Source organism: Pseudomonas sp. TE3899, from assembly GCF_056279105.1.
Genome location: NZ_JBWBQR010000001.1, coordinates 828,089 through 847,171 on the forward strand (window position 1 = coordinate 828,089; position 19,083 = coordinate 847,171).

The 19,083-nt window shown below is 55.1% G+C and carries 17 protein-coding genes and 2 pseudogenes; 12 read left to right on the top strand and 7 right to left on the bottom strand.

The genetic code is table 11. From position 1 onward, the window contains the following. Window positions 1-135: 135 nt before the first annotated feature. Window positions 136-1,272, bottom strand: a complete 1,137-nt coding sequence (locus ACZ89E_RS03700; protein WP_476254862.1) for an FAD-dependent oxidoreductase — start codon at window positions 1,270-1,272, stop codon at window positions 136-138. Window positions 1,273-1,440: 168 nt separating this feature from the next. Further along, on the bottom strand, window positions 1,441-1,713 hold the full coding sequence (locus ACZ89E_RS03705; RefSeq protein ID WP_476254863.1) for a hypothetical protein: 273 nt from the start codon (window positions 1,711-1,713) through the stop codon (window positions 1,441-1,443). 264 nt (window positions 1,714-1,977) lie between these two features. Between ACZ89E_RS03705 and ACZ89E_RS03710 the strand changes: the two genes are divergently transcribed. Then, complete coding sequence (locus ACZ89E_RS03710) at window positions 1,978-2,709, top strand: carbon-nitrogen hydrolase family protein (RefSeq protein WP_476254864.1); 732 nt, start codon at window positions 1,978-1,980, stop codon at window positions 2,707-2,709. A gap of 166 nt (window positions 2,710-2,875) precedes the next feature. Then, window positions 2,876-3,244 carry a hypothetical protein gene (locus ACZ89E_RS03715; protein WP_476254865.1) on the top strand — a complete coding sequence of 123 codons (369 nt, stop codon included), beginning with the start codon at window positions 2,876-2,878 and terminating at the stop codon, window positions 3,242-3,244. 14 nt (window positions 3,245-3,258) lie between these two features. On the opposite strand, the pseudogene ACZ89E_RS03720 reads toward ACZ89E_RS03715, so the two are convergent. Then, a pseudogene (locus ACZ89E_RS03720) lies at window positions 3,259-3,501 on the bottom strand (TetR family transcriptional regulator); the annotation flags it as partial. 158 nt (window positions 3,502-3,659) lie between these two features. Between ACZ89E_RS03720 and ACZ89E_RS03725 the strand changes: the two are divergent. Next, window positions 3,660-4,133, top strand: coding sequence for an NTF2 fold immunity protein (locus tag ACZ89E_RS03725; RefSeq protein WP_476254866.1), 474 nt, complete (start codon window positions 3,660-3,662; stop codon window positions 4,131-4,133). Window positions 4,134-4,366: 233 nt separating this feature from the next. Here ACZ89E_RS03725 and ACZ89E_RS03730 read toward each other — a convergent pair whose 3' ends face one another. Beyond that, a complete protein-coding gene (locus tag ACZ89E_RS03730) occupies window positions 4,367-4,690 on the bottom strand; it encodes a hypothetical protein (protein ID WP_476254867.1) in 324 nt (107 codons plus the stop codon). Between the two features lie 518 nt (window positions 4,691-5,208). Between ACZ89E_RS03730 and ACZ89E_RS03735 the strand changes: the two genes are divergently transcribed. Both ACZ89E_RS03735 and ACZ89E_RS03740 read left to right on the top strand, forming a co-directional pair. Continuing rightward, window positions 5,209-5,835: a LysE family translocator gene (locus ACZ89E_RS03735; protein ID WP_476254868.1), complete on the top strand. Its 627-nt coding sequence runs from the start codon at window positions 5,209-5,211 to the stop codon at window positions 5,833-5,835. Between the two features lie 281 nt (window positions 5,836-6,116). Next, window positions 6,117-6,965, top strand: a complete 849-nt coding sequence (locus tag ACZ89E_RS03740) for a hypothetical protein (protein WP_476254869.1) — start codon at window positions 6,117-6,119, stop codon at window positions 6,963-6,965. A gap of 146 nt (window positions 6,966-7,111) precedes the next feature. Here ACZ89E_RS03740 and ACZ89E_RS03745 read toward each other — a convergent pair whose 3' ends face one another. After that, window positions 7,112-12,256 (bottom strand): NACHT domain-containing protein, encoded by a 5,145-nt coding sequence (locus tag ACZ89E_RS03745; RefSeq protein WP_476254870.1) that lies wholly within the window; start codon window positions 12,254-12,256, stop codon window positions 7,112-7,114. Window positions 12,257-12,958: 702 nt separating this feature from the next. Here ACZ89E_RS03745 and ACZ89E_RS03750 point away from each other — a divergent pair. The 5 genes from ACZ89E_RS03750 to ACZ89E_RS03770 all read left to right on the top strand — a co-directional run bounded on the left by ACZ89E_RS03750 (window position 12,959) and on the right by ACZ89E_RS03770 (window position 16,691). Next, window positions 12,959-13,261 carry an ArsR/SmtB family transcription factor gene (locus ACZ89E_RS03750; protein WP_123509004.1) on the top strand — a complete coding sequence of 101 codons (303 nt, stop codon included), beginning with the start codon at window positions 12,959-12,961 and terminating at the stop codon, window positions 13,259-13,261. Window positions 13,262-13,323: 62 nt separating this feature from the next. After that, window positions 13,324-14,298, top strand: a complete 975-nt coding sequence (locus ACZ89E_RS03755) for a zinc-dependent alcohol dehydrogenase family protein (RefSeq protein WP_476254871.1) — start codon at window positions 13,324-13,326, stop codon at window positions 14,296-14,298. Window positions 14,299-14,339: 41 nt separating this feature from the next. After that, window positions 14,340-14,663: an antibiotic biosynthesis monooxygenase family protein gene (locus ACZ89E_RS03760; protein ID WP_476254872.1), complete on the top strand. Its 324-nt coding sequence runs from the start codon at window positions 14,340-14,342 to the stop codon at window positions 14,661-14,663. A gap of 67 nt (window positions 14,664-14,730) precedes the next feature. Next, the gene (locus tag ACZ89E_RS03765; RefSeq protein WP_476254873.1) at window positions 14,731-15,546 is read left to right on the top strand and encodes an AraC family transcriptional regulator; all 816 of its coding nucleotides are present in this window, start codon (window positions 14,731-14,733) and stop codon (window positions 15,544-15,546) included. A gap of 113 nt (window positions 15,547-15,659) precedes the next feature. Continuing rightward, window positions 15,660-16,691: a threonine aldolase family protein gene (locus ACZ89E_RS03770; protein ID WP_476254874.1), complete on the top strand. Its 1,032-nt coding sequence runs from the start codon at window positions 15,660-15,662 to the stop codon at window positions 16,689-16,691. A 198-nt stretch (window positions 16,692-16,889) separates the two neighbouring features. On the opposite strand, the pseudogene ACZ89E_RS03775 reads toward ACZ89E_RS03770, so the two are convergent. Continuing rightward, window positions 16,890-16,970: pseudogene (locus tag ACZ89E_RS03775) on the bottom strand (short-chain dehydrogenase); the annotation flags it as partial. A gap of 15 nt (window positions 16,971-16,985) precedes the next feature. Here ACZ89E_RS03775 and ACZ89E_RS03780 point away from each other — a divergent pair. Together ACZ89E_RS03780 and ACZ89E_RS03785 are read left to right on the top strand one after the other, a co-directional pair. Then, window positions 16,986-17,354 carry a hypothetical protein gene (locus ACZ89E_RS03780; protein WP_149659847.1) on the top strand — a complete coding sequence of 123 codons (369 nt, stop codon included), beginning with the start codon at window positions 16,986-16,988 and terminating at the stop codon, window positions 17,352-17,354. Between the two features lie 278 nt (window positions 17,355-17,632). Continuing rightward, window positions 17,633-17,989 (top strand): hypothetical protein, encoded by a 357-nt coding sequence (locus ACZ89E_RS03785; protein ID WP_149659846.1) that lies wholly within the window; start codon window positions 17,633-17,635, stop codon window positions 17,987-17,989. Window positions 17,990-18,146: 157 nt separating this feature from the next. Here ACZ89E_RS03785 and ACZ89E_RS03790 read toward each other — a convergent pair whose 3' ends face one another. Continuing rightward, on the bottom strand, window positions 18,147-19,058 hold the full coding sequence (locus tag ACZ89E_RS03790) for a hypothetical protein (RefSeq protein WP_476254875.1): 912 nt from the start codon (window positions 19,056-19,058) through the stop codon (window positions 18,147-18,149). Between the last annotated feature and the right edge of the window lie 25 nt (window positions 19,059-19,083).

Genomic DNA, 19,083 nt, shown 5'->3' on the forward strand with positions numbered 1-19,083 from the left:
AGCGGGTGGGCGAGCGCATTTCAGGGCAGGTCTAAGACTGCGGTTTTCAAATCTGGTTCATGATGGCCATTGCGTGTTTCACGACGGCTTCGCAGCCGGACGCAGGCTTCGCCAGCCGCTACAGGGTGAAAACAATCATTGGCGCGGTAAGTATTGAGTGAACAAATCAACCAGACCCTGTGGCGCGGTCTCGTTGAAAAATAACTTCAGGTTCTTGTCCGTTTCCGCCGCCGTCTCTGCGCTGCGAGGGAACAGTTCCTGTTCATAGGCCAACAGCGCGGCTTCGACGTTTCCAGGGTTGGCGACAATCGCTTCTGCGAGCAACGCGCCGTCGTACAAGGCAAGGTTGGCGCCTTCGCCAGCAAACGGCGACATCAAGTGAGCAGCATCGCCAAGCAGGGTCACGCCGGGGACGCGCTCCCATTGATGGCCGACCGGCAGTGCATGGATCGGGCGCAGCACGGGGGGCGTATCGGAATCGGTGATGAGCGCGGTCAGCGCCGGCGCCCAGCCATCGAATTCCTCGGCGAGCAGGGCCATGGCTGCGTCGGGATCGGAGAGGTCGAGGCGGGCAAACCAGTCTTCCGGCCTGTTCAACGCCACGTAGGTTTGCAAGGTACCGTTCGCATGACGGTGGGCCAGGATGCCCTGGTTCGGCACCACCGCCATCAGCGTGCCGTCGCCGATCACCTCGGCGCTGGCCGGATGGCGACGGTTGGCGTCGAACAGGAAAGTCTCGACAAAGGACAGGCCGGCGTAGGCCGGTTTCACATCGGTCAGCAGGGGACGAACCCTTGACCAGGCGCCGTCGGCACCCACCAGCAGCTCAGTGGTCACGGTCGAGCCGTTGGCGAAGGTCAGCCCATGCCGACCACCGCCGAGCGCGGCCACCGTAGTGAGCTTGTGTCCCCAGCGAATCGTCTCGGTCGGCAGCGACTCAAGCAGAATCCTGCGCAGCTCGCCGCGCTCCACCTCAGGCCGACCACCGTTGTCCGGGCTGGGCCAGTCCAGCAGAACATTGCCGTGTTTGTCGCAAATCCGCTTGGCGTCAGCGCCTTCAATAATGATGCCCAGAAACTGTTCGAACAGACCCGCCGCCTTCAGTGCGAGCTGCCCGTTGTATTCGTGAATATCGAGCAGCCCACCTTGGGCGCGGGCGTCTGCCGAGGGTTCCGCCTCGTAGATCGCCGCCGCGATCCCGTGCACATGCAGAACCCGCGCGAGGGCCAGGCCGCCCAGCCCTGCACCGATGATCGCGATTGGAGTGTTCATCCGAAAACCTGTGTGATTGAAGTCTGCGGTGACTATCTACCACAGGCAGGCGCTGGGGTTGTAGTGCGCGTCAATCCACATCACCGATTGACCCAGCGGCTGGTTTGTTGGGGAGTCATTCCCTGTAGCTAACTGACCATGGTTTTGAGGGCTGGGAAACCCGAGCGGTTAAGCTTTTCTTCGGCGACCCAGTAATGCCAATAAGCCAATCAACTGGATCGCGCCCACGCCCATCGCCACTTTCTGCGCCACCGGCCCCAGGTTGCTCAGCCATTGGATCAAAAACACCAAACCTACTACGCAGAAGGGGATCATGCACAGGATGAAAAGAATGTTGATCAGTTTTCGATGGCGTTGGGTCCATGTGGATTGGCCTTCCTTTGGCGCTGAGGTATCCATGAGGGATAAGGCGTTCAGGAGGGCTACGAGAAATTCAGGCATGACTTCCCTTTGAGGTGATGTTTTGGGCCGCGTGAGCGGGAGGGTGAATATAGCAGGTGGTGGGATGGGGGCTGATTGGGGTTGAAACGGTCGGTTGAGAAGGGGGCTATTGACTCAAGTAAGGATCATGTCGACTGCGGGTAAACGCCCCCGCACTTTGCAAACTACCAACGTTCGTGCAGCATGCATTGACTTTCAGGCAGAGGCTGAGCACCGGTTCAGTCACGCGCGAAGCTAACCCAACACATGGACGCGAGACGGGAAATGAAGCTAATCGCTGCGCAAATCCTGGCTGTACCGGGCGACGTTGAAAAAAACATCGCCAGACACATTGATGTCATCCACTTGGCTGCAAGCCAAAGCGCCAATCTGCTGCTCTTTCCCGAACTTTCCCTCACCGGTTACGAACCCGGGCTGGCCGAAGTCTTGGCGGTGCATCCAAGTGATAGCCGTTTTAACGAGTTCCAGGCGTTAAGCGACCGATATGGCATGCTCATCGCTGTGGGTGCGCCAACGAAGGGCACCAAAGGCACCGAGATCAGCATGATTACCTTCCAGCCAGGGCTGGAGCGCACAACCTATTCAAAACAGCTTCTACACGCCGACGAATTACCTTATTTCACCCCGGGCACCCAACAGCTTGTGCTTAGTCAGGCAAATTTTGTCCTTGCCCCCGCCATCTGCTACGAGTCATTGCAATCCAGCCATGCCGAACAAGCCGCAGAGTCAGGCGCTCAGGTTTATCTGGCAAGCGTGGCCAAGTCTGAGAGAGGAGTTGCATCGGCTTACAGTCATTATCCGATGATTGCTAAAAAGCATTCCATGACAGTGATGATGGCCAACTGTGTAGGCGCCGCCGACAACTATGTAGCAGCGGGTCGGTCTGCCATCTGGAACCGTGACGGTGAAGTTGTTTGCGGCGCTGATGCCTTTCAAGAGGCATTAGTTGCGTACGACCTGCAGACTGGAGAAGCGGGTATTTTCAGCTTGGCTTGAGCGTCTGCTTATGATTGCCGTTTCTTCTAAAACTGTCGGTTGCTTCGGGTCATTTGCGGCCCGTCGTGACAGGTAGAAAACGGCCAGAGGCGGACTGTAGACAGATAGCGGCAGGCATCCCTACGCTGGCATTCTGGTAAGCACACAATGGTGGCAAGGAGCATTCATGTTGGTCATTGGAATTGATCGGGATAGCGTGCATGCAGGGGATGATCTGGAAAGTCATAGGACATCAATCAGGCTTGATCCAGCAGTAACACTGCGTACATTGTTCGAAGCGATCCAAGGTATGGATTACCTGCCTGGTATCAGTGGAGGCAAGGCGACGTGGATTATTTGTTCGTCTGGCAAACACATAGGTGTTTTAGCTCAGCAATGGCCAGAAACTAAGTTGCTAATCCCCGCCGAGAGTATCCTGAGTCAGCATTTTGGGGATACCGAACCTCGTCTTCTGTTCAGATATTGGTGCCAGGCTGATCCAGACCATGTCTTTTCACAGATGAAAGCTGGAAATGAACCACCGTCTCGATTTTAAGACTGGGGGGCTGCCTACTTCTTCGGAGTTATAGAGACAAGCTTTCCGCTGGAGGCTGCTTTCAACTCAGCCATTTCGGACAGCAGTCGCTGGTTTACAGAAGCGATTCGGGCAAGCTCCGCCAAAAGCTGGTCGTTTTCCGCACGAAGCGCTTTGTTTTTCTCCTTCTCACTCATAAGCGCTTGGTGCTTCGAATCACGCTGGGTGCGCACCGGTTTGCCCATGAGATTGCGAATTCTCTCTGCCACCGCTGGGTATCCGCGCGATTTATGCTGCCGTAGAGCATCAGTGATGAAGCCAATTCCGAAGCCGTGATAGCCATCAGGCGCGCCGCTCTCTAAGCTAGAAAACCTAGAGTCGAAAGACGGCGATGTTCAAGAAAGCGATGCCGTATAGAAATTTTGGAGCTTTTAAAATGGACGAGATTGCGCTCAAGTCACATTTAGCATCGCGTGTCAGTGAATTCGGGGCGAGATGGAACTCGATCGAAAGTGGTATCTACGCCAAGCATCAAGAGGAGGATGAAGCGCTGCGACAGACATATCCTGGCGATGAGTACCACTACGTGGCGGGAACCGATTGGTTTGAGATCTTCGGTGAGCGTATTGAGCCTCTGTTTGACCATTACTGCACTGAAAAGCGTCGGGTCTACGGCGGTAAGGGCCCTAGAAGCTTTGGCTTCCCAGCTAAATTCAACGGTGTCGAAAATCCAACGGAAATTTTGATAGAGATCAAAACCAAAACCCGAGCCGAAGTATTAGTTAAAACGCAGACGAGCTTTCAAGACGAATATCTCTTCGTCTTTTTGAAAAAAGCAGGAGAGTGGAAAATCGATAGCTACAAATCCCGCCGGTACGGGAGTGAACCGTGGGATTCAAGAATATTATGATCGGCGCGCTCTATTAGTTCCTCGCGGCAGGAAAAGCTGCTCCTGTCAGGAAAGGGGACGGATTTATTTTCGAGTAACAGCTGGCTGTGCGGTTTTAGATCGTTAGTTGCCCTTCCTCAAAGGCAGCTGTTGGCCGATTGCTGTCCAGAGAGAGCGGCAGCTAGCCAACTCAAAAACAACCAACCCGCCCCTCCATGACCCTTCCCACACAAAGCATGGGAAGGGTCATCACACTAGTCCGACGGCATCGCCCTTAACCGCCGGCCAATCACATCCAGCACATCACACCCATCCCGCAACGGAATGGCACACAGCAACGCAAAGTCGCTGAGGATAAAGGATTCACATTCGATTGAATCGCGCATGGAGAGATTCTCCAGCGCTTGGGTGACCGCGCGAATTCGGTAATGGGCGGCGTCATACAAAACATCGAGCGGCGCGCGGGTGTCGACGAACAAGGTCGGCATGTCGTCGCAATTGCTGGTGAGCGCCATGAAGCGGCTTTTGGGGTGGGGCGTTGGTTTTTCGTAAGGCGGATCGGGATGCAGTGTTGTCATTTTCGAAACCTTAAAAGTGTGATGGAAACTGCCATCCACCTTCCTACAGGTTAGGGTGGCAGCTATGTGCGGGGTAGGAATATCGAGACTTTTAAGGCAAAACTCGACCACACCGAAGCGTGCCCGCACACAGCCGCCGCAACGAATCTTACGGACGCAATTCAACGGCCGCAATCAAGCATCGACGCCAATGTCACCTTAAAAGTCTTAAAGGGTTCCTACACCCTGTCACTGAATATGCAGCGACCACCAAAGCCTACCGATCGAACTCACCGCGCTCCAGTTCACCAAAGCCGCCACAGTTTGAAGGAAACTTCCGAAGACCTTGCCCGGAAATTTCGCCCGAGCTCAACCCGGCAATTCGACGATACAAACCCGCGTACAGGTAAGGCGATCTTGCGCGATTCACGGAGCCGCTTAGGCAAGCTTTTGGCTGAGACCATCCAGGTCGCCCGAGTTGCTTTCGAACTTCATATCAGGATAACTGAGGCACTTGTCCTGCCTTGAGGTAACCCGCGATGTTTGATCTGGCCTCTATCGTGACGTACGTAGCCGTCGTTATCGGTCTGTTTCTGATCCCTGGCCCCGCCGTGCTGTTGGTGATCACCCGCACCCTTCAGGGCGGACGTAAAGTCGGGATTGCCACAGGGCTGGGCGTGGCGTCAGGTGACCTGATCCATACGCTGAGCGCTGCGTTGGGCCTATCGGCCATCCTGATGACCTCTGCGCTCGCGTTTAACGTCGTGAAGACGGCAGGGGCCTGCTATCTGATCTATCTGGGCATTCGCGCATTTTTTGCCAAATCAAGCGTCACTTCACGAACACCATTAGCCGACGTGACCTCGACCCAGGCTTTTTTTCAAGCGGTCGGTGCCGAGGTGTTGAATCCCAAGACCGCCATTTTCTTCCTGGCATTCCTGCCTCAATTCATTCACCCGGAATCAGGCTCATCCTTGAGTCAATTCGCGGTGCTTGGCTTGATCTTTTCGGGGCTCAGTGCGGCCTATACCAGCGTCCTTGTCATCACTATTCGTCCGCTGAGCCAGTTGATCAAAGGCCTGTCAAAGCTGCGTCGGTGGGAAGGGAAAATAATCGGTACGTTGTTTGTTGGGCTTGGGGTGAAAGTGGCTTTTCAGCAGCGGTAATGTTGGATTGACGATCGATTGCGCTTGGCCGAAAGCAGCCATCCACGAACGACCTCTTTCGGCCAGAAGCGGTCGTTCGCGAGTGAATGCGAACGGCCCATAGCAGCCCTTCGCAAAGTGCTGCTTTCGGTCACTGGTGGCCGTTCGCTAACTGCGACTAGAATCTGCAAAAGATATGCGGTTTGAGCAGATAGCCGACAAGTGGTTTTGCACAGGTTTTCATGACTCGAACTTACTTTTCATAAAATTGCGACGTCCGGCACAGGACCGGCGGGAGTGCCATGGGGTTGATCATTGGTGATGGTTGGGACGATCTTCGCGATAAAATTGCTGAGGCTCAAGTGGTCGTACCCAACTGGCATGTCGGAAGCGACAACTGGCTCGAACACGTATTGAAAGGGCTTTGGCCGCAGTTCGTCGCATTGCGTGACGAGATCACAAGCGATGCAGCCCGAACCACCGTAGAGGCGCGCGGCAACTATGAAAATTGGCGCACAAGGCTGAAAAGTCTAAATCCCGAAGCGCACGACCTAGAGATTGATAAAGAAGCGAAGCGGCGATCTGGTATCGACAGAACACCCGAAGAACGAGTTTCCCATCGTTATTATTGGCGGATCATGCCGCTCTACACCGAGGTAGCGATACTTTCTGCGGCACTTTGTGAGGCCGAGATCAATCTTGCATTGGCTTGGGGACTTTCGATGCTCGACAAGGAGGATGTGTTCCAGTTGATCGAATCAAAGCCTACGCCAGAGAAATGGCTGCATGGCCCGAAAGCAGTCCTACCTGCCTATTTGATGCCGTCGGGCTGTGCCGAGATTGAAACACTACGCAAAGTCTTCGGTGAGCGAAACCGTCTAGTTCACCCTAAGTCGACCATCCAAAAATCTGGCCAGCAGACGCTAGGCCCCAAGGCGTTAAAGCCCCCCAAGCTTATGGATCTACTCTTGTGGCTCGGGCGCTACTTCAGCCTGCCTTTTGATCTGGCCGATTTTCTGCGCACACAGCCGCCGATCAACGGCAACAGGTTTCCCGTTATGACTCGGAGAGATGCAATCGATCGGGCGCCGCAGCATCAGCTTCCGCAGCCACCCGAACCACAGTGCGAATCCCAGCCGATATTATCCTAAGCTAAGCCTACTCAGCCTGACACTGGCGATTGTTCAAATTCGTTGAATCACCACCGCGTTAAAAACGCTTCGCACCTGGCCACTAACCACATTGCCAGGGGCCCGGCGTGTATCTGGAGAGGGTGGATATGACCTCCCCTTCTACATCAAACAGACAAGCGAGTTTCCCTAAACGCCTCGCTGAGCTGTAGCGCGGCACTTCGCCGGTCGCCCATATCGACTAGTAGGTCAAGTATCCTCAAAAACTTCTGAGCCACAGCCAGCGTCATTGGCGCGTCACGATGTGCGAAGCACTGCACTAATTCCGCTATACGCGCTGGAGTTGTCGTTCCATGCCAACCAATGAGTTTGCCCGGTCCTTCGCTGATAATTGCCAGCACTTGATCCGCGAAGGTCTCGGCGTGGTAGTTAGCTTTTGCACGTTCACAGAGCGTTAAGAAAGGCCCCATCACGGACACTGCCCATCCACCGGCGCGAATGAAAAGATCGATTATAGGCAAAATAAGGCTAATTTCTGACCAATCGCCGTTGGCATAGCGAGTAGCCATGCCGGCGTGCTCAACAGAGACAAACATTAATGTACGTACAAGATTGGGCTGGTCGAAACCCGAAAGTTCTCCACTTCGGTATGCGTCGCGATTGAAAGTCGAACTCTGGAGAAGTCGTCCAAGACAGAGGTCAAGGGTTACAACTGCGTCGACTGGAACGACCGGTGCATCGTAAACGTAGGCGCAAACATATGCGCTAGCGAAGGGAGACAGAATTGCCCAGCAGAATTCGTCTTCGACCCCAAAAATCGGTTCTAGAAAGCGAGGCTGGAAATCGTGAAGAGGAACGAGCCCAGCCACCTGACCGAGCGTCGACCCTAAGGTGTTTGTCCATTCAAAAATTTGAGTCGTCGGACGATCTCTGTGTCCGGCTTTTACCCAGGGCGGCGAGTTTTTTTGGATTGTCCAGTCGAGAACGTCCGCCATAAATTCGAGGAGCGTACTACTAGCGCTGCTACTTAGGACCCTATCCACCGGAATTAGATTGAGGATTTCTGCAGCACGCTTTGAGTGCCAGAATATACGCGGTTCGTCCCACTCTTCAGCCGCGTCGGTTGGATCGCCTTCATCGAATTCTTCCTCGATCTGATACCGACGCTGGCCCTTCCTAGGCTTGACCTTTACCCAAGCCGGAGGTGGCAGAGGCAAGGCGGGCCATCCACTTCCGTTTTGGTAGAACGCGAGTACCGCGTCGACCGCCGCTTTAGATTCAACTGGTGAGTGGTGTGCTACTCCCTGTTGACTGAGTTGGTCACGTGGTCGCGGTGGGACATGGCAAAGCGAGAGCGATAATATTAGAGCGGCCCAAGTCAGCTTAGGATCTTTAATCCAAAGCTTGCACGCCTCTTTGAGCGCAGCCAGCGAAACGACTTCTAATGGATGTGCAATCAGGTCTAACAGGTCGGTCGCTGCATCGCCTGCTGCTGTACCTTCTCGGAGATCCGCAGCTAGGCCCCGCGCAGCGTAGATTGCATAGTGCCAAGGGATGACGGAGCTGGGTGACCACATCACACCACGATTTTCCGGGAGACGTTTCGCTCGTATCAAGACGTCACGAGCCCATTCAAGGTCTTCTTGAGTTGACGCGTCTCGGAAGTTAAGCACGATGGCAGCGGTAGCCGCGACTGCACCTCGATACATGGCCAATTGAGTTTCTTCATACTTGTCGTTTGAATACTCGAACAAATCGTCGGTGCACTCTTCTTTGCTGAGGGCGATAGCATCTTTGATCGCGACCGCGTCTTGGATTATCCCCTCTTCAAAGGACTTGGCTGCCCACGGCCAAAGACTAGAGAACCTAAGAAACCTTGAAGCCTCTTCAGCCCTGGCAACGTTTTCAGGCCTCGAGGCTGAAGGGCTGACGTGGACAATCGCCACCTGATTTGAGTCCTCTTTAATGCGATACGCGCGATAGTTCTCCGGGTCGACCAGCTCTGCATATTCGAGGGCCTGAGCTGTGAGGTGCTCCTGCGCTTCTTGAATGTTGCGGTGCTCTTCATACTCGTAGGGCAGATCATTCTTGAAATTAAGGATCGCATTGCAAATTAAGTCACTGAGGGCGTCTGCTGCAAAGACGAGCCTGGGTACCATCCAACTGAGCTGTGTCCCACGCCCCCCCCGAGCAGTTGCGGTTTGGATTGCTTCAATATGAGTCTTGTCGGCGCGATGATTGAAGCCCATTAAGCCCACGGTTGAGGATGAGATGTCCTGCCTCATTCGGGTATGGTCTGCGGCGAACAACCGTTGTGAAGTAAAGAGCGGCGCCGTTACTTCGGACACCACTTCTGTGTGGAGTACAAGCATCGCCGCTGTTCCCAAAATCGCAATGCACTCGTTCCCCTCAACGATTTGCTGGATCAGTTCGTCAAGAGGCCGACCGCGCGCTAGCTCGGCAAAACACCATTCCTCGAGTGCCATAAAACCGCAACCGATCATTTTCGGTGCCCACGTAGACCGAAACCATAGGTACTCTCGGTCAGTGCCCCAGAACCGCTGGATACCCCAAGGAAATTTCAGTTCTAGTGGTATGGGGGTGCCATTTCGCTCTCGTGAGTGCCGGTGCAACTGTCGCCATGCAGCCATAGCGTGATTGCACAGTTCTCGAAGAAGCTGCAGCGCACAGTCAGGTGAAGATTGAAACAGAGAGTGGAAGGGCTCTCGAAGCGGCGAAGGGGGCCAGAAGCCTCGCAAGGTGTCGTGTAGAGATAGCCGTTCCCAGTCGTGGTGACTGAAATCACCCAAGGATCGAAAAAAAGGTGCGTGCGAAAGCGCCATTTTCTCTTGATGGGTGCGCTCTGTTTCGGGCTTGGCTCGAATGGCTTTTCGCCATTCAGAACCCGCGCGAAGCTCCCTATCCTCTCTTGCAACCTGATCGTCTGGAAGCTCCTTACAGAAAAACGCGAGTGAAAGCTCAACTACGGAATTGGGAATTGATTGGGCGAGGACGGGGCAGAGAGAAAGTATGTCGCTGAAGGTATCTTCAGAGATATGTTCTGAATTGGCGACCTGCTGTACATAGTTGACCGCAAGGGTAGGCTCGACTCTTGAAGCTCTCAAGATGAGCCGTCCCAACGACGTTTTGAACGCACCAAGTTCAGGTACCTTTCGCCAGTACGCTGAGTTCTCGTCGGGAGTTTTGACGGTTCTAATCGCGTCGATTGCGGTGAGCCACTTAGCGCATTGCTGCAACATTGCTTGTGATGTAGGGTTGCGCAAATCCGCCAAGGCGTTTTGCCAGACTTCGAAAATTGCGACGATTTCCGGATAGAGCCTCTGAGGGATGTCCGGAACCCGTCGTAGAATAAACTCAATAAGCCGTCGCCACGCAGAAAAATCGGATGGCCAACTAAGCAGATCAGCGAATCGTTGGCGTTGCTCCTGCGGAAGTGCGCCAGAGAGGATGGTTGGATTCGGCGTAGTCTTTTCAGCTTGGAACCACACAAGCGCCTTTCTAAAGAGCCGGAAGTCGTCGGCAAAAACCGTCCTTGCGAACTGGTTGTCGGCGACTTCAAACCCTGCGGTTCCTATGGGCCCGACCAGCCATGCGCGCAGCCATTGCGATCTAACATTTGATGCTTCGATTAGAGCAAGATACGCCTGCCAGTCTTTTCCCTGTGTGTACTCCCATTGGGAAGCAAGCTCGACGACGCGTGCGACTGCAGGTGGCTCGCCGCTGGCCTTAATCTCTTCCATCCATTGGTCTGCGCGATCGGCAAGGACGTGGAAGAACGCCCATTCAAAGAAGATATCGTGAGCGAAGCGGACAGAGACTCCTTCGCGAGCGTATTGGAGGATTCCGTCTGATCTCAGGTCATCTATGTGAGCTACCGAGTTGAGTTGACCAAGGCTAATCGGTTGGCTAAGTTGGCGGGCACGAAGACGCGCCAAATCTAGTAATGCGCGCCGACGCTCAACTGCGCTTTGGCCCGTCTCGTTATACCCACCACGCAACCACCAATTTGCTATCAGATCGACTTCAGATTGCGGCGCGAATTTAGCGGTTCTTGGGTCTGCCACATAACTTTGGTTTAGAACTTTCGCGAAAAATGGGCGCCGAACGACGTCTTGTACCTGAGCTGATCCGAATAGAAGTGGCCTTAGGTGGGGTTTGACTATCGCGAGCGTCTCCGCTTCTTCGTCACTCAGCTGTTCAACGCTAACCGTTTCGACCTTTAGCGTATCAAGAAAGCCACCTAACCAATTACGAAGTACCTCAATGCCGGTATCACGAAGTGATACGACCACGCGCCATTCACTAAGCAGGGGCGACTCCACAATCGCACGAATTACGTCGAGGATTACGGGCTGCTGTTCTTTTTCAACGCGATCGATAGCATCGATGAAAAGTATCGAAGTGCCAACCTTTCCAACTTCGATGAGCAATTTTTCCAACGGCGTACCCGAGAGACCTTGTGAGTTCGCGTAGCTAATCCAACTGGTACCTTCGAGTTGTTCCGCTTTAAGGAAGAGGGCTGGCCCACGTTCTAGCGCACGCTTGACTATGTGCTTCACCAAGACAGACTTGCCACTTCCGGGCAACCCACGGATTTGTACCAGGCGAGCCACGGCGAGCTTGGAGTCAAGTGCCTCAAAGAGCGAAGGTCGGTCTAGGTAAGTACCGCCAATATCATCTGGAATGAGATCCGCATAGTTCTTGGCGAGCTCCGCCAGTTTTTCGAGGTCGACGGGGCCAATAGCTTTCAATTTTTCATCCATGGCCACCAATAGATCTCGCTGATCTGCAGAAGCGGTCTGGACAATGGCTGCAATGCCCGTATCACGGACTGCACCTTTAATGCTGGCTTTGAGCACCGCTACTGCAAGCGTAACTATTGATTCGGCATGCTGACGATCCTCGAAAGAGTTCGTCATGTAGCTTGTGATGAGTGCCTCATAGTCATCTCGATGAGGCCCAGCCCCACACAGATCGGATTTAGCAACCGTCTTGAGAAGACGCTGAACATCCATTTGAGAGAGCCATTGCTGAACGTGTGGCTTTTTGAACCAAGTCGGTTGAGTTGCGGCTGCGCCCAAATCTACTAAAGCACGCTGCCACCACTGGTGCTCCACATCGACCGCACCCAGCCGGCCGAGCGCTTCGTCGAGTATTTCCTCGGCGAAGTCAGATGAATAGGAGTCCGGAGCCTTTCCGGCAGAACGCTCGGCATAAAGTTGCTTGCCTTTCGGCAGCAAAGCTCCAACAAGAGAGCCGAGTAACCGAAGCGCAGTTGCTGAAATGCTCATATGCTGACGTTATCCGACTGGGGTGAATGAAGGATTTTGGTGATTTGATCAAAAAGTAATCCAGAAGGCATCAGTCTAGAGTAGATACTTTTTGACCGGCTCGGTGGTGTGGTGTGTGTCGCAAACATTGCGTTGGGCCGTATGTACCGTAATTCTTGAGAGCGACGTCCGATTCTGGCCGATTGCTGTTGATCATGATCCCACTTTTGTCGAGTGAAGTAGAAGCTTGGTCTGCCATTGGAATCTGGAACTTAAAGACGGTTGTTTTTGATCCTCACCGATGGTTGTTTAATGGCTAGGTTGACTGGTTGCGATGAGCAGGGCAGGAAACCCCATAGAGAGTGGGGGGCGCAGCGGTCGACCAAACAACAACCAACCGCCGAAAATGGGTCATATATAGCGAAGATGCGTGACCGAATTACCCCCTTGCCCACGCCTTCGGGAGGCCTCTCTGTTTTTTCTTCATGATCCGACACAGGCGTATGGCTTTAGAGCTGCTGATGCTGTTGTGCAGCATCTATCAGCCGTCAGGGAGACTGTCCAGAGACCGCTCCTGGCCGATTGCTGCCGTTCACGAACGACTAATTTCCGCCAAAAGCACTATCGCCATAAAGCCCACGGTCGAAAATCATCCCTCTACGATTTTCGTCCTCTGCTGGCTCCCGCATTGACATATCGATAAATCTCGATATCCTCGGGCGCATGGAATTACTCGAAATATTCAAAGCCCTCTCAAATCCTACACGCCTTGAAATCCTGAAAGGCTTGAAGGACCCCGCAAAGAACTTCCCTCCGCAGGACGAAGGTGACGTTCTCACGGTGGGGGTCTGCGTCAGTAGTATCCAGGAAGGTATCGGCCTGTCGCAGTCCACGGTGTCTGGTTATCTTGCAACGCTGCAGCGAGTGGGCCTGGTCGAAGTCAGGCGCATCGGTCAGTGGACTTACTACAAGCGCAATGAAGCAACCATCAGTGCGCTTGCCGAGATCATAGGGAAAGATCTGTAATTTTTTTGCTGCATGATATCGAGATATCTCGATATCCCTTTTTGTCGATACGAGGATTTTCAATGAAAGCGATGATGCTTAAATCATTTGGCGGCCCGGAATCGTTCGAACTCTGCGATGTGCCCAAGCCCGTGCCGCGTGCGGGACAAGTGCTGGTCCGGGTTCACGCAACCTCCATCAACCCCTTGGATTACCAGGTTCGACGTGGCGATTATCCCGACCTGGTGCCACTGCCGGCCATTACCGGGCACGACGTATCGGGCGTTGTCGAAGCAGTCGGGGAGGGTGTGACGGCCTTCGTTCCGGGAGACGAAGTCTGGTACACCCCGCAAATATTTGACGGGCCAGGCAGTTATGCCGAGTACCACGTCGCGGCCGAAAGCATTATCGGGAAGAAGCCTTCCTCGCTAAGCCATCTTGAGGCGGCAAGTCTGAGCCTGGTTGGCGGGACGGCGTGGGAAGCGCTGGTCGTGCGTGCAGCGCTCAGAGTGGGGGAGAGCATCCTCATACATGGCGGCGCGGGAGGCGTAGGTCATGTGGCGATCCAGTTGGCGAAAGCCGTGGGAGCCAGGGTGTTCACGACCGTGCGCGAGGCAAACTCCGAGTTCGCACGAAGTCTGGGTGCCGATGTGATCATCAACTACGAAAAAGAGGATTACGTCGACGCCGTCCTCCGGGAAACGGGTGGCCGCGGCGTCGATGTCGTGTTCGACACCATCGGCGGCAACACATTGTCGCGTAGCCCCGACGTGCTCGCACAACTCGGTCGCGTGGTCACGATCGTGGACATTGCACAGCCACAAAACGTCGTTCAGGCCTGGGGCAAGAACGCGAGTTATCACTTCGTTTTCACACGACAGAACCGCGGCAAGCTCGATGAGTTGAGCGCATTGGTAGCGCGCGGTCAGCTGCGGCCACATGTTGGCGCTGTCTATTCGCTTGCCGACATTGCGCTCGCCCATGCCCGGTTGGAGAGCCCCAACAACGGCATTCGAGGCAAAATCGCGATCGCAGTCGAGCCATCGCTCGTCTCGTAAGTGCGTACTTTTAACCGCTTAAGTCATATCAGAGGAACGCCATGATTTACGAGATCGCTCTGCTCCCCGTGCACAAAGAACGCGTTGAAATGTTCAGGCATGCATTTGCCGAGGTCGCTCCTTTGCTCAGCCGCGCAAAGGGTTACGGCGGCCACTTGCTCGCGCAAGGGATCGAATCCCCCCATGTATTCAACCTGATCGTGCGCTGGGCTTCACTCGAGGATCACACGCCGGGTTTCGAAGAGAGTGAAGACCATCGGATATTCATGATGGGCCTGGAGGACTATTTTTCGGAAGAACCAAGGGTCTACCATGTTGAAGGGGACGCTTTGGATTTGCAGTCCTTCACAACAGCCAAAACCTGACACTCTATATCCCGCGCGGATCTGGAATTTATTGGCCTTCCTCGCCGCCGATCCCGGTACCGGTCCCATGACTGAACACGCCAGTTACCATCACGTTGCAGAAGTGCCCGGCCTGGTGCTGGGCTCGGCGCGCCTGACGGATGCAGGGTTTGATCGCCATTACCACCTCGACTTCCACGTCGGCTTCGTGACCGAAGGCATCCAGCGTCATCGGTCCAAAGGCGAGTCGTTTCTGTTGGGGCCGGGCAATATTGCCCTGATGCCGCCGGGCGAAATCCACGATGGCGTGGCCGAGGGCGGCGGCGCCTACACGCTCAAGACATTCCGCCTGTCCCAGGCGCTGGTCGCGAGCCTCACCGAGGACATCAGCGGTCGGCCCCAAGACCTGGAACTGGCCGGCATGTTGCTCGAGAACACCGGGCTCGCTGGCAACCTGCGCGGCTTGCACGAGGTCATGCAACAGGCCATTGGACCTGGCGGTCTGGCGGTGCAGACGCAATGGCTCACCCTCGTTGAAGGCCTGTTGCGTCACTCACGGGTGATCATGCCCGAGGCGATTTCAAGCTCACTCTCGCCCCTGCAATGGTCACGCCTCAGGGACTATTGTTTCAGTCACATCGATCAGCGAATCACCCTCGATGACCTCGCCGGGCTTTGCGCACTAGGCCGGTTTCCGTTCCTCAAACAGTTCAAACGAACCATCGGCATGACGCCGCACGCCTGGCTGCTGCGTCTGCGTCTTGAACAGGCCTGTGGCCTGCTGTCGCGCAGCGAACTGCCAATCATCGATGTTGCCCAAGCCGTCGGGTTTTACGATCAAAGTCATTTCAACCGTGCTTTTCGACACGCATTCGGCGTCGCGCCTTCTCGCTACAGGAATTGAGTGTCGGCCTTTCGCGGGCCGTCAATTTTTTACAAGCCAGGGCACCGGTCCTCTCCCTAGGATGCGCAAAACCGGGCGGATTTTCTTCGCCCGTGCAGCCCGAGGACAGAAAGATGAACGGTGAATCAAGCAGACCGCCCGCACTGGGTTTTGCCAGCGACAACATCGCGGGAGCTTCGCCAGAAGTGGCGCAGGCCATGATCCGACACAGCACTGGCCAGGCGAGTGCGTACGGCACGGACGAACTGTCCCGGCAGGTCACGCTCAAACTCAGCGAGATATTCGAGCGTGAGGTGGACGTCTTTCTCGTCCCCACCGGCACCGCCGCCAACAGCCTCTGCCTGAGCGCAATGACACCGCCCTGGGGCAACATCTATTGCCATCCGGCCAGCCATATCAACAACGATGAGTGCGGCGCCCCCGCGTTCTTTTCCGACGGCGCAAAGCTGATGACCGTCGACGGCCCATCGGCCAAGCTGGATATCGCCCGCCTGCGCGAACGCACACGGGAAAAGGTCGGCGACGTGCACACCACCCAACCGGCGTGCGTCAGCATTACCCAGGCCACGGAAGTCGGTAGCCTCTACAACCTGGACGAGATCGGCGCCATCGGTGAGGTGTGCAAAGCAAACGCCCTGGGGTTTCACATGGACGGTTCCCGATTCGCCAACGCGCTGGTTTCCCTCGGGTGCTCCCCGGCGCAGATGACGTGGAAAGCCGGGGTGGATGCGTTGTCGTTCGGGGCTACCAAGAATGGTGCGCTGGCCGCCGAAGCCATCGTCCTGTTCAACCCCGCTCTGGCCACCGAGATGAGCTATCGCCGCAAACGCTCCGGCCATCTGCTGTCCAAGATGCGGTTTCTGTCGGCGCAGATCGATGCCTACCTGACCAACGACCTGTGGCTGCGCAACGCACGCCAGGCCAACGACGCCGCCCAGCGCCTGGCACGTGGGCTTGCGGGTTTGAGGGGCGTTGAAGTATCGGGCGACACCGAGGCCAATATCCTGTTCTGCAAGCTGGATTCGGCCATCATCGACGCCCTGCTGAAGCCGGGTTCGGGTTCTACCATGATCGCTGGGGGCCGAACATCGTGCGCTTTGTCACCTCGTTCGCGACCACCGCCGAGGATGTCGATTATCTGTTGAGTCAGGTCAGGGGAGTGGTTGATATGCTGCGTGCATAAGGCATTGACTGGTAATCGGTGATTGCCACACAAAAAGATCGCAGCCTTCGGCAGCTACATTGAAATGCGCACTCCCTGTAGATACCGAAGGCTGCGATCTTTTGATCTTGATCCTGTGGCGAGGGAGCAACCCCCCTCGCATAAAAAGCAGTGCTAGACGCTACTCCGACGGCATCGCCCGCAACTGTCGCCCCAATACATCTAACACATCACAGCCATCGCGCAATGGGATGGCGCAGAGTCAAAAGGAGTCGTCATGTTGGAGGTCGCCATTGATCGAGATAGCGTTCATGCGGGAGATGATCTGGAAAGCCATGCGACGTCGATCACACTCGATTCATCAGCCACGCTGCGTGCCTTGATCGAGGTGATACAAGATGCGGGCTACTTACCTGGCATCAGTGGAGGCAAGGCTACTTGGATTATTTGTTCGTCTGACAAACCAATAGGTGTTTTAGCGCAGCAATGGCCAGAACCTAAATTGACCGTGCCGCCAGAGAGCATCGTGGATCAATATTTCGCAAATACCGAACCTCGCCTTCTATTCAAATATTGGTGCCAGGCAGATCCAGACCAGGTCTTTTCGCATATCAAGTCCGGAAAAGAGCCACCATCACGATTTTAGGATTGGTGGTGGGCATCTCTGTTGATCAATGCAGTTCAGATAACCGCTAAGGGTTGTTTTCGGCCCGTTGCGACAGGCAGAAAACGGCCAGGAGCAGTTATTCATCCAGGTACCGTTTTCGGCCAAAAGCTGACGTCACCCAAGCCGCTTCCACCAAAATCGGACGGTCAGTCTGGGTGGCCGCCCTAACAAATGGATATATGATCTGCCTACTAAATGAGAGCTGATTCAGGCCTATGCTTCTTCAACAACCACCTGTATGAAAAGAGCACGGCACGATGATAAATGATTCAGATTTAGCCGAAATGATTCCTTCCGCGCTAACAGGTGTAACTGTCGGGATCGGTTCGCAGATCCTGCTTTTTGGCGATATGGCTAGCGTGTTAATTCAGTGCCCTTTCGCTTGTGATATCAATAGGGTATGCAAGTGGGGGCATGGTGAAGATGCTGCCACAAGCCCTTTACTTTTCGACTTTCTAAACCACGATGTAGAAGCTTTTTCCATTGATAGTTTTGGGGTTTTCACCATCACCTTCAGTACGCAAATGATCTTGAAAATCCATCCTCAGAAAAATGGATTGGAGTCTTATGTTGTGAGTACGCGGCGCGATATATTTCCCATCTTGGTGTGGTAGCCAGAAGAACGCGATGGCTATACGACGCGAGCCCCGGCCTCCGCTCTGACTCTGGTTGCTGACACCTCTGGGTCGATTGCTGCCTATCGTGACAAGCAGCTTTTGGCCGATTACCGCCCATCACAAAGCCTGCAATCCCCCAACCAACCCCACATCACTAAACCACCGTCGGCGCGCGCAACTCCGGCTGTGGCCCGACACTGGCCTGCGCCTTGTCCACCAACCGCTGCACCCACCCGGCATCCTGGTCATTCACCACGGCGTAGCGATCCGGCGGAAAAAACGTCCAGTGATGAGCCACCTCGACAAGGTGCTTGAGCTCTTCGGCGGACATCCAATACGGCGTGTCGATCAGGGGTAGCGGTGCGCCGCTGAAGCGCCGGCCGAGGGGGAGGTTGGTGCCGGGGGCGAAGGCGATCGCCAATTGCTGGCCCGGTTGCATGTGCTTGTCCGGCGAGGGCATTTTCCCGACCCGGGCGTAGCTGAAGTCGCCCGGATATTGTTCCTTGAGCACCAGCCAGTGGCCCGCCGTGGTCTTGGCCAGGAGCCATTGCGCCACGCCGCTGTCTTGCACGCTTTCAAGCTTGCCGTTGCTCCAGCGCATGATGGCGTTGCAGTCCGGATCATAGTCGTTGGACCACAGGCTGAAACCGGATATCAACGTATGCCGCTCAAGCTCGACCAGCCCTTGATCCGGCATGGATTGCCAGTAGCGTTTGGTCGGGTCGTGGGTGTCGCGCAGGAAGTTGCGTAATCCCCAGGCAACCATGAACAGCAGCGTCGCGAGCGCGAGCCAGCCAAAGGACGCGCCGACGATCCGGTCGATATCCAGGTCGGAGGCGAATAACGTTCGATAGAGCAACAGGCCCACTACAAACGCGATGCCCGGCAAAACCGGACCCAGGCACAACGGCGGCACTATCACGGTGATCCAGCTGAAGCGGTGCATGGACGCGTGCTGCTGCGCCCAGGCTAGCTCCTGAGCGAGCATCGGCGCCTGTTCGCGTGGGGCAATGGCGGCGTCAGGTGTCTGAAAGCGCATGTACCGGGTATAGAAGTCATCTTTCATGGATCAATTCATGCTCTTGAAGTAA

Coding starts and splice junctions, on each gene's coding strand:
- ACZ89E_RS03705 (WP_476254863.1), bottom strand. CDS start 1,713: ATGCCTGAATTTCTCGTAGCCCTCCTGAACGCCTTATCCCTCATGGAT.
- ACZ89E_RS03785 (WP_149659846.1), top strand. CDS start 17,633: ATGATAAATGATTCAGATTTAGCCGAAATGATTCCTTCCGCGCTAACA.
- ACZ89E_RS03710 (WP_476254864.1), top strand. CDS start 1,978: ATGAAGCTAATCGCTGCGCAAATCCTGGCTGTACCGGGCGACGTTGAA.
- ACZ89E_RS03735 (WP_476254868.1), top strand. CDS start 5,209: ATGTTTGATCTGGCCTCTATCGTGACGTACGTAGCCGTCGTTATCGGT.
- ACZ89E_RS03740 (WP_476254869.1), top strand. CDS start 6,117: ATGGGGTTGATCATTGGTGATGGTTGGGACGATCTTCGCGATAAAATT.
- ACZ89E_RS03715 (WP_476254865.1), top strand. CDS start 2,876: ATGTTGGTCATTGGAATTGATCGGGATAGCGTGCATGCAGGGGATGAT.
- ACZ89E_RS03730 (WP_476254867.1), bottom strand. CDS start 4,690: ATGACAACACTGCATCCCGATCCGCCTTACGAAAAACCAACGCCCCAC.
- ACZ89E_RS03750 (WP_123509004.1), top strand. CDS start 12,959: ATGGAATTACTCGAAATATTCAAAGCCCTCTCAAATCCTACACGCCTT.
- ACZ89E_RS03780 (WP_149659847.1), top strand. CDS start 16,986: ATGTTGGAGGTCGCCATTGATCGAGATAGCGTTCATGCGGGAGATGAT.
- ACZ89E_RS03700 (WP_476254862.1), bottom strand. CDS start 1,272: ATGAACACTCCAATCGCGATCATCGGTGCAGGGCTGGGCGGCCTGGCC.
- ACZ89E_RS03755 (WP_476254871.1), top strand. CDS start 13,324: ATGAAAGCGATGATGCTTAAATCATTTGGCGGCCCGGAATCGTTCGAA.
- ACZ89E_RS03725 (WP_476254866.1), top strand. CDS start 3,660: ATGGACGAGATTGCGCTCAAGTCACATTTAGCATCGCGTGTCAGTGAA.
- ACZ89E_RS03765 (WP_476254873.1), top strand. CDS start 14,731: ATGACTGAACACGCCAGTTACCATCACGTTGCAGAAGTGCCCGGCCTG.
- ACZ89E_RS03760 (WP_476254872.1), top strand. CDS start 14,340: ATGATTTACGAGATCGCTCTGCTCCCCGTGCACAAAGAACGCGTTGAA.
- ACZ89E_RS03745 (WP_476254870.1), bottom strand. CDS start 12,256: ATGAGCATTTCAGCAACTGCGCTTCGGTTACTCGGCTCTCTTGTTGGA.
- ACZ89E_RS03790 (WP_476254875.1), bottom strand. CDS start 19,058: ATGAAAGATGACTTCTATACCCGGTACATGCGCTTTCAGACACCTGAC.
- ACZ89E_RS03770 (WP_476254874.1), top strand. CDS start 15,660: ATGAACGGTGAATCAAGCAGACCGCCCGCACTGGGTTTTGCCAGCGAC.